The sequence below is a fragment of the Paraburkholderia elongata genome, from assembly GCF_013177735.1.
Taxonomy (GTDB): Bacteria; Pseudomonadota; Gammaproteobacteria; order Burkholderiales; family Burkholderiaceae; genus Paraburkholderia; species Paraburkholderia elongata.
Window position 1 is genome coordinate 13,520 of record NZ_WOEZ01000066.1, and the last position, 15,092, is coordinate 28,611.

At 60.8% G+C, this 15,092-nt stretch carries 12 protein-coding genes; 11 read left to right on the forward strand and 1 reads right to left on the reverse strand.

The window, feature by feature from the left end:
• Positions 1–247: 247 nt before the first annotated feature.
• From GNZ13_RS13465 to GNZ13_RS13510, 10 genes are all read left to right on the forward strand, one after another.
• Positions 248–1,447, forward strand: coding sequence for a pyridoxal phosphate-dependent aminotransferase (locus tag GNZ13_RS13465; RefSeq protein ID WP_172164791.1), 1,200 nt, complete (start codon positions 248–250; stop codon positions 1,445–1,447).
• A gap of 28 nt (positions 1,448–1,475) precedes the next feature.
• On the forward strand, positions 1,476–2,336 hold the full coding sequence (locus GNZ13_RS13470) for a fumarylacetoacetate hydrolase family protein (protein WP_172164794.1): 861 nt from the start codon (positions 1,476–1,478) through the stop codon (positions 2,334–2,336).
• Between the two features lie 60 nt (positions 2,337–2,396).
• On the forward strand, positions 2,397–3,113 hold the full coding sequence (locus GNZ13_RS13475) for a transporter substrate-binding domain-containing protein (protein ID WP_172164797.1): 717 nt from the start codon (positions 2,397–2,399) through the stop codon (positions 3,111–3,113).
• 5 nt (positions 3,114–3,118) lie between these two features.
• Positions 3,119–4,027 (forward strand): LysR family transcriptional regulator, encoded by a 909-nt coding sequence (locus tag GNZ13_RS13480; RefSeq protein ID WP_172164800.1) that lies wholly within the window; start codon positions 3,119–3,121, stop codon positions 4,025–4,027.
• A 132-nt stretch (positions 4,028–4,159) separates the two neighbouring features.
• Positions 4,160–4,966, forward strand: coding sequence for an aspartate dehydrogenase (locus tag GNZ13_RS13485; RefSeq protein WP_172164803.1), 807 nt, complete (start codon positions 4,160–4,162; stop codon positions 4,964–4,966).
• An 88-nt stretch (positions 4,967–5,054) separates the two neighbouring features.
• The gene (locus GNZ13_RS13490) at positions 5,055–6,536 is read left to right on the forward strand and encodes an aldehyde dehydrogenase family protein (protein ID WP_172164806.1); all 1,482 of its coding nucleotides are present in this window, start codon (positions 5,055–5,057) and stop codon (positions 6,534–6,536) included.
• Positions 6,537–6,602: 66 nt separating this feature from the next.
• Positions 6,603–7,919 carry an MFS transporter gene (locus GNZ13_RS13495; RefSeq protein WP_172164809.1) on the forward strand — a complete coding sequence of 439 codons (1,317 nt, stop codon included), beginning with the start codon at positions 6,603–6,605 and terminating at the stop codon, positions 7,917–7,919.
• Between the two features lie 149 nt (positions 7,920–8,068).
• On the forward strand, positions 8,069–8,947 hold the full coding sequence (locus GNZ13_RS13500; RefSeq protein ID WP_172164812.1) for a PhzF family phenazine biosynthesis protein: 879 nt from the start codon (positions 8,069–8,071) through the stop codon (positions 8,945–8,947).
• A gap of 100 nt (positions 8,948–9,047) precedes the next feature.
• A complete protein-coding gene (locus GNZ13_RS13505; protein WP_172164815.1) occupies positions 9,048–10,487 on the forward strand; it encodes an aldehyde dehydrogenase family protein in 1,440 nt (479 codons plus the stop codon).
• Positions 10,456–11,679 (forward strand): trans-sulfuration enzyme family protein, encoded by a 1,224-nt coding sequence (locus GNZ13_RS13510; protein WP_172164818.1) that lies wholly within the window; start codon positions 10,456–10,458, stop codon positions 11,677–11,679. The genes GNZ13_RS13505 and GNZ13_RS13510 overlap by 32 nt, the downstream gene beginning before the upstream one ends.
• Before the next feature lie 864 nt (positions 11,680–12,543).
• Here GNZ13_RS13510 and GNZ13_RS13515 read toward each other — a convergent pair.
• Entirely contained in the window at positions 12,544–13,644 is a 1,101-nt protein-coding gene (locus tag GNZ13_RS13515) for a hypothetical protein (RefSeq protein ID WP_172164821.1), read from the reverse strand.
• Between the two features lie 395 nt (positions 13,645–14,039).
• On the opposite strand from GNZ13_RS13515, the gene GNZ13_RS53825 reads away from it, so the two are divergent.
• Entirely contained in the window at positions 14,040–14,210 is a 171-nt protein-coding gene (locus tag GNZ13_RS53825) for a hypothetical protein (protein WP_328807228.1), read from the forward strand.
• The last annotated feature ends 882 nt before the right edge of the window (positions 14,211–15,092 follow it).

The following is a 15,092-nucleotide window of genomic DNA, read 5'->3' on the forward strand; positions in this document are numbered from 1 at the left end:
TGTAATCCACGATTATCGACCCGGCGCCCCGGCTCGCCAAGAGGAATTGTGATGGTCGATTTCGCGGAAAATTGTGACTGTTATGGTCGACCGGTGGGCGCTACGATGCATGCGTTGCGATCGCGTCTGAAGGAGCCGGGGTGCTGCGCACAGCGATAACTGCTGTCGGGGCGGGGCTGGGATGGCTGTCTGGCTGCTTGCAACGGATCGTCTGACAAACAATTCACAGCAAATGCAAGGCAAAAGCATGCAGGGTATTCAACGGAATCTCGACGAACGACAACAGGCTGGCCTCAGCGAATCGAATCCCGAGGCGTGGCGCGGGCGATTTCCTCGCAACGAGATCATCTCACTGCTCAATGTGAACCGGCCGTTCAACCTGGCGGAGAGCACGTCGCAGGACCTGACGCTCGGCGAACTCCTGTCTTTGCCGGGTCTCGAGGATATCCGCAATCTGAAGCTCGGCTATGGCACATCAGCCGGTTCGGTCGCGCTTCGCGAGGCAATTGCCGAGGGCTGCAAGGTTCCCGCCGAGCAGATCATCACGACACAAGGCACCGCGCTCGGTCTGTTTCTTCTCGCCTTCGAAGTTTGCCGGTCGGGCGACGAGGCAGTCCTTGCGACACCCTGCTTTCCGCCGAGCCGTGATTGCCTGCTCGGCGCCGGCGTTAGCGTTCGTGAGATCAAGTTGTCATTCGAGCATGGCTATCGGCTGGACATGGACCAGATCGAGGCGAGTTTGTCGCCGAAAACGAAGCTGGTCAGCATCGCTTCGCCACAGAATCCGGCGGGTATCCAGACGTCCCGTGCCGACGTCGAGAAGCTCCTTGTCCTGATGGAAAAGCGCGCTCCTGACGCGATACTTTTCATCGACGAGACCTATCGGGAGGCCACCTATGGCGACAGTGCGGCGCTCGAAAGTTTCGCGGGACTCGATCCACGTATCGTTACCGGCGCGTCGGTGTCGAAGGCGCTCGGCGCGCCGGGCTTGCGCACGGGTTGGCTCACGGTGGCGAACGCGGATCTGCGGGAGCGTCTGGCCGTCGCCAAAATGAACACCGTGATCTCGGGATCGGTACTCGACGAGACGCTCGCCACAGCGCTTCTGCGCAACAGGGAAGGCGTGCTCGCACCGCGACGCCGATTGCTCGCCGGTGCGCTCCAGGAACTGGCGCTTTGGTGCGAAGGCGAGCACGAGCGCATCGAGTGGGTGCGCCCTGATGCCGGCGCGTTATGCTGCCTGCGCCTGCGTGCCGACGCATTCGATGACATTGCTGTCGCGCGTTTCTGGGATCTGCTGCCGGGTCATGATTTGCAACTCGCATCCGGCGCGTGGTTTGGCGAAAGCAGCCGTGTATTCCGGCTGGGTTTTGGCTACCTGCCGCCCGCGCGTCTCGGACCCGCACTGTCGGCACTTTCAACGGTCATGGACGCCGCTACGGCATGACGTGTCGGCATAGGCTGGAAACATCACGATGAAACTTGTCCGATTTGGTCAGCCTGGTGACGAGCGGCCCGGTATTCTCGACGCCTCCGGAACAGTGCGCGACGCCAGCAGCCTGGTTCGCGATTGGTCAGGGAGCGCGTTGGAGGCAAGCTCTTTGAGCGAAATATCGCGGGCTGATCTTTCGCGGCTACCGGAAGCGCCTCCTGCCTCCCGGCTTGGTAGTCCAATCGCGGCGCCCGGCAAAATCGTATGCGTGGGACTGAACTACGCGGATCACGCTGAGGAAACCGGCTTCGAACTTCCGCAGGAGCCGCTCGTGTTCCTTAAGTCTCCGACTGCGCTGAGCGGACCATTCGACCCAATCGTCATTCCGGCGACTGCCAATGCGCTCGACTGGGAAGTCGAACTCGCGGTGGTCGTGGGTGGAGTGGCGCGCAACGTTCGCCCCGAGGAGGCCGCGTCGTTCATCGCCGGCGTCGCAGTCGCCAACGACCTCACCGACCGGCATTGGCAGTTCGAGCGCGGAGGGCAGTGGAGCAAGGCGAAAAGCGCGGACACCTTCGCTCCGCTCGGGCCCTGGCTGGTTACGCTGGGCGAGCTTCCCGCGTCGCTCGATCTCAGGATCTGGTTGCAAAAAAACGATGTGCCCCGGCAGGAAAGCCGTACCACCAGAATGGTGTTTTCCGTCAGCCAGATCATTGCCCATCTAAGTGAATTCATGACCTTGTTACCCGGCGATCTCATCCTGACGGGGACGCCTCAAGGCGTTGCGTACAACAAAGCAGAGCCAGACTATCTGAAGGAAGGCGACACCATCGCTTGCGGAATCGAGGGGCTCGGTTCGCAGCGCTGCGCGGTTCAGGCAGCCGTGTCATCGATGCACAAATGAATCGCCACGCCCGACGGCAGGCGTGCGGAATCTTAACTACTGGACATGTGGAGCACAGCTATGAAAGTAAGAATCGCATATCTCGAGGAACCGCCGTTCTACTGGACGGGTGAAGATCATTCGGCGACGGGCGCCGACATCGAGCTGGCCGAGGTGGTGCTTCGGGCGATCGGTGTGACCTCCATCGAACATCAGTTGACCTCGTTCGAAGAACTTCTGCCTGGCGTGAAGGAAGGCCGTTGGGACATGAACGTACCCATTTTCGTGACCGCTGAGCGCGCCGAGCGCGTTGCGTTTAGCGTGCCGGTTTGGGCGCTGGGCGACGGCTTCCTGCTTCGCCAGGGCAATCCGAAAGCGCTGACGAGTTATGGGGCCGTTGCGGCGCGCGCCGACGCGCGGCTTGGAATCGTCGCCGGGACGGTTCAGCTCGACTCTGCAAAGTCGGCTGGCGTGACCGATAGCCAGATCGTGGCGTTCAAAGGCCAAACCGAAGCGATCGACGCGCTGCTCGCAGGAAAGATCGACGCCTACGCGAGTACGGCGGTGGGCAGCCGTGTCCTTGCCAGTGCCAATCAGGAACTGGAAGTGGTGGCGCACGAAACGAGCAAGGACGGCAGAGCACCTGTGGGCGCGTTCTCGTTCGGCAAGAACAATCCTGACCTTCTGCGGGCGGTGAATGAGCAACTTCGCAAGTACCTCGGTTCGGCTGATCACCGTGCCCGTATGGCGAAGTATGGGCTCACGCAGACGGAGCTCGACAGCGTCAGCGCAACCTGAGCGGAATGATTCAGCCCCAGTCACTCAGGTATTTCGCCGAAGTCGCACGCACGGGTTCACTAAGGCATGCTTCAGAGACGTTCTTTGTCGCACCCAGCGCGATCAGCAAACAGATCAGCAACCTGGAAAAGGAGCTCGGCGCGGCGTTGTTCGACCGCTCACCGCGCGGCGCGACGCTAACCGCGGCCGGCCAGCTATTGCTCGACTACGTGAACGCCAACACGCGCCACGTCGAGCAGTTGCACGCCGCAATGGACGACCTGAGCTCATTGCGCCATGGCGTGGTCCGGATCGCGCTGGTCGAAGCTGCCGTCCATAGCTTCATGCCCGACCTGATCACGGAATTCTCGCGTGACCACCCGGGTATCGCTGTCCATCTCGAGGTCTGCGGAACCGCACAGATTGTCGACGCGCTCGTCGATCATCGCGCCGAGATTGGCATGGCGTTCAATGTCCTCAATCGCGACGACATCAATCTTCATGGCCGCTCAATCCAGCCATTGCAGATGATATGCCGGCCGGCGCATCCACTCGCCGGACGGAAAACAGTGTCAATGTCCGAACTGGGTAACGTGAGGGTTGCGTTGCCGGCGCGGACCTTCGGCATTCGCTATCTGATCGAAAAAGCTGCCGAACGGGCGAACGTCGCGCTTCAGGTTGCGATTGAAGCGAACTCACTGCAGGTTATCAAGAACCTCGTCAGGCAATCGGATCTTGTCAGCTTCATGCCGCCGCTCACCCTCGAGCAGGAGACGGCTCACGGATGGTTACGGGCCGTGCCGTTGGACGAGCGCGATTCCGGGTCGGCGACCATCGACGTGATCAGCTTTCGCGGGCGGCAACTGTCGGTCGCGGCGCAGCGTTTCCTCGACCTTCTGATCCGGCGTCTCAGGACAAGCCGCCAGTCTCCCTGACCCACCACCCGCAGTGTTCTGTTTTTGTGACGATAGACGTCACTTCGAGCACCTTCCCCGGGAAATTTGTATCCCATCTAATGCATTCATCACGTGGGGCCGAGCCCGGGCGCCACGAACCGAGTGAGGGACATGATGAATGTTGGATTGATAGGATGCGGCGCGATCGGCAGCCTGCTGGTCGACTTGCTGAGCCGGCACGTACCCGCCGTTCGTGTCGTGGCTGTCTATGAACGGGACACACATCGCGAGGGGGCGCGCAGGGCGCTCGACGCGGGCGCCCGGGTTGTCGATAGCGTTGATGACTTCCTTGATAGCGATCTCGACCTCGTCGTCGAATGTGCAGGCCACGAAGCGTTGCGGAACCTGGGGCCGTCCGTGCTGGCGGCAGGGCATGACATGCTCGTCGCCTCGGTCGGCGCGTTGGCGGATGCTGCGCTCGAGACGCTATTGATCGACAGCGCGACCGCCACAGGGGCACGTCTGCGCATTCCCTCCGGGGCGTTGGGCGGGCTCGACGCGCTTGGCGCGGCGAAGTTCGCCGGCCTGCGCGAGGTGCGCTACGAATCGCACAAGGCGCCGGGCGCCTGGCGGGGCACGCCCGCTGAAGCGCTGGTTGTGCTCGACGACATCGAGCGGCCGACCGCCTTCTATGAAGGCACGGCGCGAGATGCGGCGCGCCTCTTTCCACAGAACGCCAACGTGGCCGCTGCGCTCGCGCTGGCCGGCGTCGGCTTCGATCGGACCAGGGTGGTGCTGTATGTCGATCCGCTTGCCACCGGCAACACGCACCGGATCAAGGCCGAAGGCGATTTTGGCCACATCGACATTGCGGTCACGGGCAAGACCCTGCCGAGCAATCCGAAAACCTCGATGCTGGCGCCGTGCAGTCTCGTACGTGCCATCGCAGACCTCAACCAGACCCTGGTCGTCGCATAGCCGACGAGAGCGCTTCTCGTCGGATCCCCACGCGGATTCGCAGTGAGTGGCCAAAAATAAAAACACCGATCATAGATAAGGATGCCAAATGAAATATGACATTGAGACGCAAACCCAACCCACCGACGCCGTGCGCAGCCCCTATGACGGCGCTGTGGTCGGTTATATGCCGATTGCCGATGCGGACGCTGTCGAACGATCGATCGAACGCGCACAAGCCGCGTTCGAGATCATGCGCCAACTGCCTCGATTCACCCGCGCGGATATTCTGCAACGCGCGGCGGACCTGATCGAATCACGGCGCGACGAGTTCGTGCGCACGATCGCGGCGGAGTCGGGCAAGCCCTTGTACGATGCGCGAGGAGAGGTTTCGCGTGGCATCTTCAACTTGCGTAACGCGGCTGCCGAAGCACGGCGCAGTCATGGTGAAGAAGTACCGCTCGATGTCGACGCGGGCGTTTTCGAATACCAGACCACCGATGCCAGTGGCAGCGCTACGGAATTGTCCCGTCTCGATCTCGACAAACTGGCGGACATGCGCCGTCGTGTGGGTATTGCAAGGCGTTTTCCGATTGGTCTCATCCTGGCGATCTCGCCGTTCAATTTTCCGCTCAATCTTGTCCTGCACAAAGTCGCGCCGGCGATTGCGGTAGGCAATGCAGTCGTGCTGAAGCCTGCACCGCAAACACCGCTCACGAGCCTTCTGCTGCAGGAAGTTATGCGCGATGCGGGCCTGCCCGACGGTGCGCTGGAGGTGTGTCACTGCAGTATTCCCCTTGCGGAGTCGATGGTCCGGGACGACCGCTTCGCCATGGTGACCTTCACGGGCAGTGCCAAGGTCGGCTGGCATATCAAATCGATCGCAGGCCACAAGAAAGTCGCGCTTGAGCTCGGCGGCAACGGCACGGTGATCGTGGCGGAAGACGCGGACCTGGACCTCGCGGCGGCGCGATGTGTTCGTGGCGGTGTGGTGTTTGGAGGGCAATATTGCATCGGCGTCCAGCGCATTCTCGTGCACGAGAATGTACGCGCCCAGTTTGAGGCCAGGCTGCTCGACAAGGTGCGCGCGTGCAAGGTCGGCGATCCGATGGAAGAGGGCATCGACGTAGGTCCGGTGATCGACGAGAAATCGGCGATCCGCATTCAAGGCTGGATAGACGCAGCGCTGACCGGCGGCGCGCGTCTACTGGCCGGTGGCCCGCGTGTCGGCGCAGTCGTGCAGCCGACCGTGCTGACGGATACCCAACGGGGAATGCTGGTCGAGGACGAGGAGATCTTCGGACCTGTACTCACGCTCAACAGCTATCGCACATTCGATGAAGCCGTAGAGCGTGCCAACGATTCGCGCTATGGCTTGCAGGGTGGACTTTTCACTGGAGACCTGCGGCGTGCGTTCCGGGCGCTGGAGAAATGGGATGTCGGCGGCCTGATGATCAATGACGTGCCGATCTATCGCATCGACAACATGCCTTTCGGCGGCTGGAAGGAATCCGGCACCGGCCGTGAGGGCACGCGGTACGCGATGGACGAGATGTCGGAAATCAAGCTGCTCGTGATCAACTATTCGTGAAGCCAGGTCGCGCGTTTCGCTGAACGCTGCGAAACGCGTCTTCCTTGTCCTCTTCCAGGATCCAACATGTCGACGTCTCCCCTGAACATCCCCTCCTGTGACCTCGAAGATGACGCCCCGACCGGGCGCAGTCTCTATCGCAAGCTCACATGGCGGCTCGCCCCATTCCTGGGTCTATGCTTCTTTGCCGCATTTCTGGATCGCGTGAATGTCGGCATTGCCAAGCTGCAGATGCTCGATGCGCTCGGATTTAGCGAAACGGTGTACGGGCTGGGCGCCGGACTGTTTTTCGTCGGCTATATCCTGTTTGAAGTGCCCAGCAACCTGATACTCGAGAAAGTCGGCGCCCGCTTCTGGATCGCGCGCATCATGGTCACATGGGGCGTGCTTTCAGGGCTGACGATGTTCGTGAAGACGCCCGGGCAGTTCTATGTCGTGCGTTTCCTGCTGGGCGTGGCGGAAGCCGGATTCCTGCCCGGCGCACTGCTTTACCTCACCTACTGGTTTCCCGACGCGCGGCGCGGCCGGATCGTCGCACTCTTCATGGTGGGCTTGCCGCTGTCGAGTCTGATCGGTGCGCCGCTCTCAGGCTGGATCCTGTCGATCTTTGACGGCGTGCATGGCTTACGAGGCTGGCAATGGTTGTTCGCGCTGGAAGCAATGCCTTCCGTGCTGCTTGGTGTGCTCGTCTATATCTTCCTGCCGAAAACGCACCAGGGTGCGCGTTTTCTCAGCGCGGCCGAACTCACGAGGCTAAAGCGGGACATCGGAATCGATCGGGAGGAGAAGAAGGAGCATCGGCTGGCTCAGGCGTTTGCCAATCCGAAGGTATGGGTTGTGGGTTATCTCGACCTCTGCGTACTGCTCTGCTTCTATTCGATCAGTTTCTGGATGCCCACGATGCTGCGCGATGCCGGCGCGAGAAGTGCGATCGAGATCGGCGCGCTGATGGCGATCCCCAATGGCCTCGCGGTGGTCATGGTTCTGCTAACCGGGATCAGCTCCGACCGCTTCCGGGAGCGTCGCTGGCATGTCGCCGTGCCCTTGCTGTGCTCAGCGGTTGGCCTGATCGCAAGCGCCTTTTTTCCGGGGAGCGTGGCCGCCATCGTCATCCTTCTCTCGATGGCAAACGCCGGGGCCGCGGCGGCGATGCCGGTGATCTGGGCGCTTCCGTCAACGTTTCTGCGCGGCACGGCAGCAGCAGCCGGTATTGCGTTCGCGTGCTCGATTGCCAACCTTGGAGGCTTCGCGAGCACCTATTTCCTTGGCTGGCTGAAAGATCGCACTCATAGCGTGGGCGCGGGTGTCATCACATTCGGTATCTGCCTGCTGCTGGGTTGTGTGCTGGCGCTGGCAATGCCGAAGCGGGTCGTCAACCGGTGAGCGCGTGCCATTCCAGCCGGACGAAATTGTAATGGTCTAACGAGCGAAAAACTGTGACTGTTACGGTTGGGCGGCACGGGCTACGATGTGTGTGTTGCACTTGCATCCAAAGAATGCCCAGATGTCCACGCGAGTCAGACGAGGCGAACATGAAACGATCTTATAGAGTGGTTGACGTCTTCACCGCGAGGCCGCTTCTGGGCAATCCGGTGGCCGTGGTACTGGACGCGGAGGGCCTGACCACTGACGCGATGCAAGCGGTCGCGCGCTGGACCAACCTGTCAGAAACGACCTTTGTCCTTCCGCCCACAACAGCCGGGGCCGACTATCTCTTGAGGATCTTCACGCCGCGTAGCGAGCTTCCCTTCGCCGGACATCCGACTCTGGGTAGTGCTCACGCAATCGTGGAAGCGGGGCGTGTCGCGCCGCGCGAAAGCGGTCGATTGATTCAACAATGCGGCATCGGCCTCGTTGAATTGACGATCGAAGAGCGAGGCGCAGACCGCCAGCTCACGTTCAACCTGCCACCTGCAAAGCTGGACCCGCTGCACGCCGCAGACGTGACAGAGCTGGAGCTTATCCTAGGCTGCAAAGTGGACCTCAAGACTGCGCCAGGCATCGTGAATGTCGGCGCCATCTGGATCGTGGCGCATCTGAACGATGCCGCTTCCGTACTCAATCTTCAGCCGGATTTCGCGAGGCTGGCGGAGCTGGAGCGCCGCCTCGGCGTCACGGGCCTGACCGTATTCGGCGCGCGCGAGCATGGAGACGATGCGGCAATCGAAGTGCGTACCTTCGCGCCGTCCTGTGGCGTGGAGGAGGATCCTGTCTGCGGAAGCGGCAACGGCAGCGTGGCTGCTTTCCAGTGGCAGCGTGGACTGTTGCCGCCCGGCGGAACAGATTACGTGGCGGCTCAGGGACGGTGCGTCGGTCGAGATGGACGAATCAAGGTAAGCGTGGATGCGAACGGGAATGTGCGCGTGGGCGGTTCCTGCGTCACATCGGTGGAGGGCTCGCTTACGCTCTAGACAGGACCGGACGCGAGACGCGCAAAAACGGCTTGCGCGTTGGTTTCCGACACTTTCCGACATTTTCCGCATTCGCAAGAAAGGACGCAGGCGCTTCGAAATGAATTCCGCATTCCCCATTGACTCATCGCCCGGCTTCATCTCGGTCACCAATCCCTTCGATGGCGTCGAAGTCGGCACGGTCGTGAACATTCCGCCGGAAGGCGCGCAAGTGCTGATCCAGACCGCGAAGGAGGGCGCGCGCGTTTGCCGTAGCCTGTCCCGTCATGAACGCTCTCGCGTGCTCGAAACCTGCGCATCGCTCGTGGAGCGTGATGGCGACGCCTTTGCGAATCTCATCGTCGCGGAAGCGGGCAAGACGATCAAGCAGGCCCGAAAGGAAGTGCTACGTTGCGTGAACACCCTCAAGCTATCCGCTGATGAGGCGCGTCGAAACGCTGGCGAGGTCGTGCCGTTCGACGCGTATGGTGGATCGGAAAACCGCCAGGGATGGTTCACCCGTGAACCGCTCGGCATTATCGTTGCGATCACGCCGTACAACGATCCACTCAACCTGGTTGCGCATAAGCTCGGGCCGGCGATTGCCGGCGGCAATGCCGTCGTTCTCAAACCGTCCGAACTTACGCCGCTGTCGGCGATCAAGCTCGTCGGATATCTGGTGGCGGCCGGCATGCCACCGAACGTCGTGTCGGTCGCGACGGGTGGCGCAGCGCTCGGCGAAGCACTCGTCTCATCCCGGGACGTCAGAATGATTTCCTTTACCGGTGGATTCGCAACCGGCGAGAGAATAGCCAGCTCCGCAGGCCTCAAAAAGCTTGCGATGGATCTGGGCGGTAATGCGCCCGTCATCGTTCTGAACGACTGCGACCTTGAGGACGCTGCTACGTCGTGCGTGTCTGGAGCGTTCTGGGCCGCCGGTCAGAACTGTATTGGCACGCAACGCATTCTGGTTCAGTCGTCCATCTATGACGCGTTCAGGACGCGTTTCGTTGCCGGCACCAAAGTACTCAAGACGGGCAATCCCGCGTTGCCTGACACGGACGTCGGGCCGATGATCACGGCTCAGTCGGCGGCTCGCACGAGACGCGTGGTGGATGCCGCGATCAGTCAGGGAGCCACACTGCTGTGCGGCAATACTCAGGACGGTTCGCTTTACGCGCCAACGGTACTTGAGGACGTCAGCTTCGAATGCGACCTGTGGAAGCAGGAGATATTCAGCCCGGTTGTCGTTCTTCAGCGGATTGACACGCTGGATGAGGCGCTTTCGCTCGCCAACAGCGCCGAATACAGTCTGCATGCCGGCATCTTCACAAATGATCTGCATGCCGCGCTCAAGGCGGCCGACAGGCTGGAGGCTGGCGGGGTCATGATCAACGACTCGTCAGACTATCGATTCGACGCCATGCCGTTCGGGGGATTCAAGTACGGAAGCCTCGGCCGCGAAGGTGTCAGATTTGCGTACGAGGAAATGACTCAACCGAAGGTCGTGTGCATCAGGAAGGCGGCGTATGGCAACCATGAACAGTCAGCAACGGCCTGATAAGGACGAACCGGCAAGCCTTTCTTTCGCCAGTCAGGCAGTACATGCCGGGAACGTCGTTGACGCCACGACGGGCGCGATCCGTACGCCGATCGTGATGGCGAACTCGTACCAGTTGCCCGATGACCCGTCTTCACTCGACTGGTCGGATTCCCAAACGCTGTTCTATACCCGCAATTCTGGCCACAATCAGCTTTGCCTCGAGCGCAAGCTTGCCGCAATGGAGCGCGGTGAGGATGCAGCCGTTTTCAGCACGGGTGTTGCTGCGTTGCATGCGATCTTCTTCACGTTCCTGAAGAGTGGCGATCATGTCGTGGTCAGCGACGTAACGTATGAGGCTGTCTGGCGTCTTTTCAGTGAGCTGCTTCCGCAACGGTACGGTATTGAAGCGACGTTCGTGGACATCGGCGACCTCGCTGCGGTACGCGACGCCGTACGTCCGAACACGAAGCTGATCCACACCGAGACGATTGCCAATCCGACCACGAAGGTGGCGGACGTAGAGGCGCTTGCAAAGATCGCACACGATGCCGGCGCCATGCTGTCCATCGACGCAACATTTACGCCCCCGCCGATGTTTCGCGGCCTTGAACATGACGCGGATTTCGTTGTTCATGCACTGACGAAGTACATCAATGGGCATGGCGACGCGATGGGCGGAGCCGTGATCGGGCGCGCGGAACTGATTCGCCGTCTGAAGGCCGATGCGCTTGTCGACGTGGGTGGTTCAATCTCGCCTTTCAATGCATGGCTGATCATGCGGGGCTCAGTGACCTTGCCACTGCGTTTGGCTCAGCACCTGCCTACCGCGCAGAGGGTCGCCGAATTCCTCGACAATGATTCGCGCATTGCCTTCGTGGCGTTTCCGGGACTGCCTTCCCATCCTCAACATGCGCTTGCGTCGCGCCAGTTTGGTGGCATGGGGTATGGCGCCGTCATGGCTTTTGCCGTCAAGGGCGAGCCGGAGATACAGAATCGCTTCGTGGCTAACCTGCGCCTCATTACCTCGGCGGTATCGCTTGGGCACGACGAGTCTCTGATCGTGCACGTCGGCAAGGCGGGACGCGGCGGATCTGAATGCTATCCGGACGTGTTCCGGGAATATGGTCACCTGCGTCTGTCGATCGGTCTCGAAGACCCAGCCGATCTGATTGCGGATATCAAGGCGGCGCTCGACGAGACGTTCGCCTGACTGACAACGCGCTGAGTAAGCAGCACAGCGTCCGTCCTCGGAGTTCGTCACTGCGTTTGGCCCACGGCGGTTGCAGCACGCGTTGCATGCTTTCCGGTCGGAGGTGCGGCCGAAGTTAAGATGGCTTCCGCAAGATCTGCCAGGATCGCGTTGGAAAGTGCTTGACGGTAACGATGACTGTATCTCCGCAGAAATCGGCCCCAGATGCCTCGTGCTCTTGAGCTTTCAAGGAAAGCGCAGGTTGATTCACCGATACCGGTTGTCCAAAACTGTTGTTGCCGACACGCCTCCAACGTTGGTCCGGGGAACAACTTTCTGAAAAACCTCTTGAAGCGAACTTGTTCCCGAAGTCTCCGCCTGCCGCAATTCGACTGACCACTCGCTTGGATAAAATTGCGCGCATCAACGGTTTCCGCCCGGTCAGGCAACGACGATACCGTCAGCGATACCGAAAAATCCAGTCGGCAGTTAGAAAGTGAAACGCCGAATTGAATACCAATGAAGGCGCTCGCTGAGGTTGCCAGTGCAATGCGGGAAAAGCCGGACTTTTGGTATCACGCGGCGCCTAGTTCAGGTCTAGAGGCTAGGAACAAAATTCGGCAAAAAACGGGAACAGTTCTATGCAAACCAACGGGAACCGCAATCCGTTGGCGAGAAATTATCCATTTGACATAATTAAAGTGAGCCAATTTTCGACTTGTAGCGGCTACGTTGCAATATCCGGTTTTCGCATCGCCGAGGACTCGCTCCGAACAGCGCAGCGTAATCGCCGCCACTGATCGAGGTGGGGGCACGTAGCATGTTCACGTTAGCTTGCGCTGTATCGAAGACGCTCGATGGAGAGCCGGATGATTGCCTATTCCGTCATGGGAAGTCTTTTGTGCTGAGTGGAGCGCCGCGTGCCGGCGTCGCACGGGCAAGCGCATCGAGCACGGCTCGCGCGACGCGATGGGAGATCGCAGCGAGGTCGCCGTCGGGTGTGCTGCGCTCGCGGATCTGGCGGTCTGGATGAATCAGATTGCGCGACTCGCGCAATGCTTGCGCATGGCGCCCGAGACTTTCATCAATGTACCCGAGTTCGGTAGTGACCTTGATCAGCGCAGCAAGTGACCAGTCCGCCAGCGGCAGCACCCGCTGCTGCCTGTCCTGCGGCGCCGCACGTGCCGCGTTGGCTCGCTCAATGTCCCGTCCCAACCAGTCCGGTAAAACCACCTCAAGAATCGACGCATACAATGCGGTGGCGGCGAGCCACGCACGAGCTCCGGCACATCGCCCGGCCTCCTCCCATCGATATCGCAAGTTGTCGGCGAGCGTCGGGTCGAGGCCGAGATTGTCGAACGGCAGCCGCTCGGGTTCGATTGGCGCGAGGATAGTCGCCGGAGGCTGCAGGCCCAGCCGCGGGACCACGTCGTGCGCGTACAGGCGCCGCCCGTCCGCTGTGAGCATCAACCGGAATGGCCAGCCGAGTAGATCCTCGTCATCGCGGCGAACCAGGCCCCGCACGACCAGGGCATCGAGTGTGGTGCTGCAAACCGTCTCACCTAAGCGGGACAGGTAAATCCCCAAGGCCCCCGCGACGAGACCGCCACTGGCCAGCGTGTCGCAGTCGTCCCCACCGCTCGCGATAACTGCGATGACGAGGTCCTCCACAGGGGCGGTTCGCGACACCAGTGCCGGATGGCGCCGTTTGCATTGCTGCCAGCGCAACTCCCGGGCTATCTGCCCAGCGCGCGTCGCCTCCCAGTACTCGCGAATATCGCCGCCGAAACCGTCTCGTCGCAGCACGAGACCTTCCTCCGCCATGCAGCTCAGTTCGTCCGCAAGCTCCGCGGGGCTGAAGACCCAGGTCGCTTCCACGTGGCGGATACCTTCAAGCAGATACCCGGAGTTGGTGTTTCCTGCTCCGAACATCTCGTGCTCGAAAATGGCATCGCGGATCGGTGTGTCGACGGTCGGTTCGGTCATCCATCAGTTCACTGTCGGCTGCCGGCCGGGGCGGGCGTGCTGCGGCTGCCGCACGGTGGGGAGAATTCTGCCACACCGCGAACGTGTCTTTCCGTCCTTATTCGCCAGTTCCTTGAGTCATGCAAACGAACATCAACCAGTGAGTGCCTCCCGGAAGAGCTCACCGTTCCACGTCTTTCTCAATTCCATCAATGCAACTAACCGTCTTGCACGAAACCGTAACCCACAAACGTCAAACCCGGTCTGCAGAGGGCCGGGGCGATGGCCTGCCGTCCGCGTGCGCGCGGCCAAATCCGCAGTCTGTATTAGCAGCCGCAGTCTGTGACCATCCGCGCTCTGGTAAATTTAGAGGCGAGGAACAGCAAAAGTTCGCAAATGAATCCACGAGGTGTGTGATGGACGTTGTTGATTTCGCCGCAGGCGTGTCGTCAGACGGAAGCGCAATTGCGTTCCGGTTGTCCGGCCGGATTGGCGACGCCGAGTGTGCGATTACGCGCGAGGCACTTGAAGTGCATTTCTGGCTACCAGTGGGCGCGGATGCCAGTCGTGCTCAGGACGTTCGCTGATGGTCGAAATCGAATTGTCGCAGTCGCTGAAAGAAAAATGCGGGCGCGGCCCGGCCAGCCCGTTCGACTCAACAGTCATGATTTCAGCGCAAAGCGTTAGGCAGACCTCAACCCACGCATCGCGAAGTTCCAAACTCGTAGCCGGCCGCGATCACAATCGTCCATCAGCAAATCCGAACATAAAAGTACGACCGTTCAAATGTTGCTAATTCCTTTTATGCAAAGTTCTTGAACGACGGGGCAGTCGGTCCCCGGTCGTACGAATGCCGGTTTCGACGTCCCTAAAAGGGCACCGCGCCAGCGGGAAATCCACCGCGGAATGGTCCGGCCGCGGCGATAACACCCGCTATCGCGGGAAACGCGTTGTGCCAGTGAAACGGGGCGAGGGTGGGGTCAGTTGGATTCGTTGTCTTGCCTCGGGCGCCTGAGGGCAGGCTCAACTTTCGAACGAGCGCTTCCTGTGCCACGGAAGGACTGCAGTTCGGCCATTCTCGACGATCGGCTGTCGGCATTGGTGAGGCAGCAACCAGTTGCATTCCCGACATTCGCACGTCGGCAGCGGCGAATGTCAGCTCCAGCTGCACGCGAATGGGTACGCGCGACCGGTTGCCGCTCTTCAAGCCTTTCTGGGCCCAGCGTCCGTTCTTAAATGCCCAGCCGCCGTTCGCGCACGCTCAACGCCTTCCATCTGTTGGCCCCTGCCGACATTCGGTCGGCTTCCTGATATTCCCGCCTCTATCGCCATGAATGTCATGGCTTCATTACATGCGGATGCGTACTTTCGACCGAAATAGCAGGACTCCCCCGCGGTATGACATTGGACAAGCGAAGTTACTGAAACTAGCTAGACACGCGACGCTAGGAGCCTGATGCCAGCAATCC

Bases quoted from the DNA above. Each gene is read 5' to 3' on its own strand.
- GNZ13_RS13465 (WP_172164791.1), top strand. From the start codon at position 248: ATGCAGGGTATTCAACGGAATCTCGACGAACGACAACAGGCTGGCCTC.
- GNZ13_RS13470 (WP_172164794.1), top strand. From the start codon at position 1,476: ATGAAACTTGTCCGATTTGGTCAGCCTGGTGACGAGCGGCCCGGTATT.
- GNZ13_RS13475 (WP_172164797.1), top strand. From the start codon at position 2,397: ATGAAAGTAAGAATCGCATATCTCGAGGAACCGCCGTTCTACTGGACG.
- GNZ13_RS13480 (WP_172164800.1), top strand. From the start codon at position 3,119: ATGATTCAGCCCCAGTCACTCAGGTATTTCGCCGAAGTCGCACGCACG.
- GNZ13_RS13485 (WP_172164803.1), top strand. From the start codon at position 4,160: ATGATGAATGTTGGATTGATAGGATGCGGCGCGATCGGCAGCCTGCTG.
- GNZ13_RS13490 (WP_172164806.1), top strand. From the start codon at position 5,055: ATGAAATATGACATTGAGACGCAAACCCAACCCACCGACGCCGTGCGC.
- GNZ13_RS13495 (WP_172164809.1), top strand. From the start codon at position 6,603: ATGTCGACGTCTCCCCTGAACATCCCCTCCTGTGACCTCGAAGATGAC.
- GNZ13_RS13500 (WP_172164812.1), top strand. From the start codon at position 8,069: ATGAAACGATCTTATAGAGTGGTTGACGTCTTCACCGCGAGGCCGCTT.
- GNZ13_RS13505 (WP_172164815.1), top strand. From the start codon at position 9,048: ATGAATTCCGCATTCCCCATTGACTCATCGCCCGGCTTCATCTCGGTC.
- GNZ13_RS13510 (WP_172164818.1), top strand. From the start codon at position 10,456: ATGGCAACCATGAACAGTCAGCAACGGCCTGATAAGGACGAACCGGCA.
- GNZ13_RS13515 (WP_172164821.1), bottom strand. From the start codon at position 13,644: ATGACCGAACCGACCGTCGACACACCGATCCGCGATGCCATTTTCGAG.
- GNZ13_RS53825 (WP_328807228.1), top strand. From the start codon at position 14,040: ATGGACGTTGTTGATTTCGCCGCAGGCGTGTCGTCAGACGGAAGCGCA.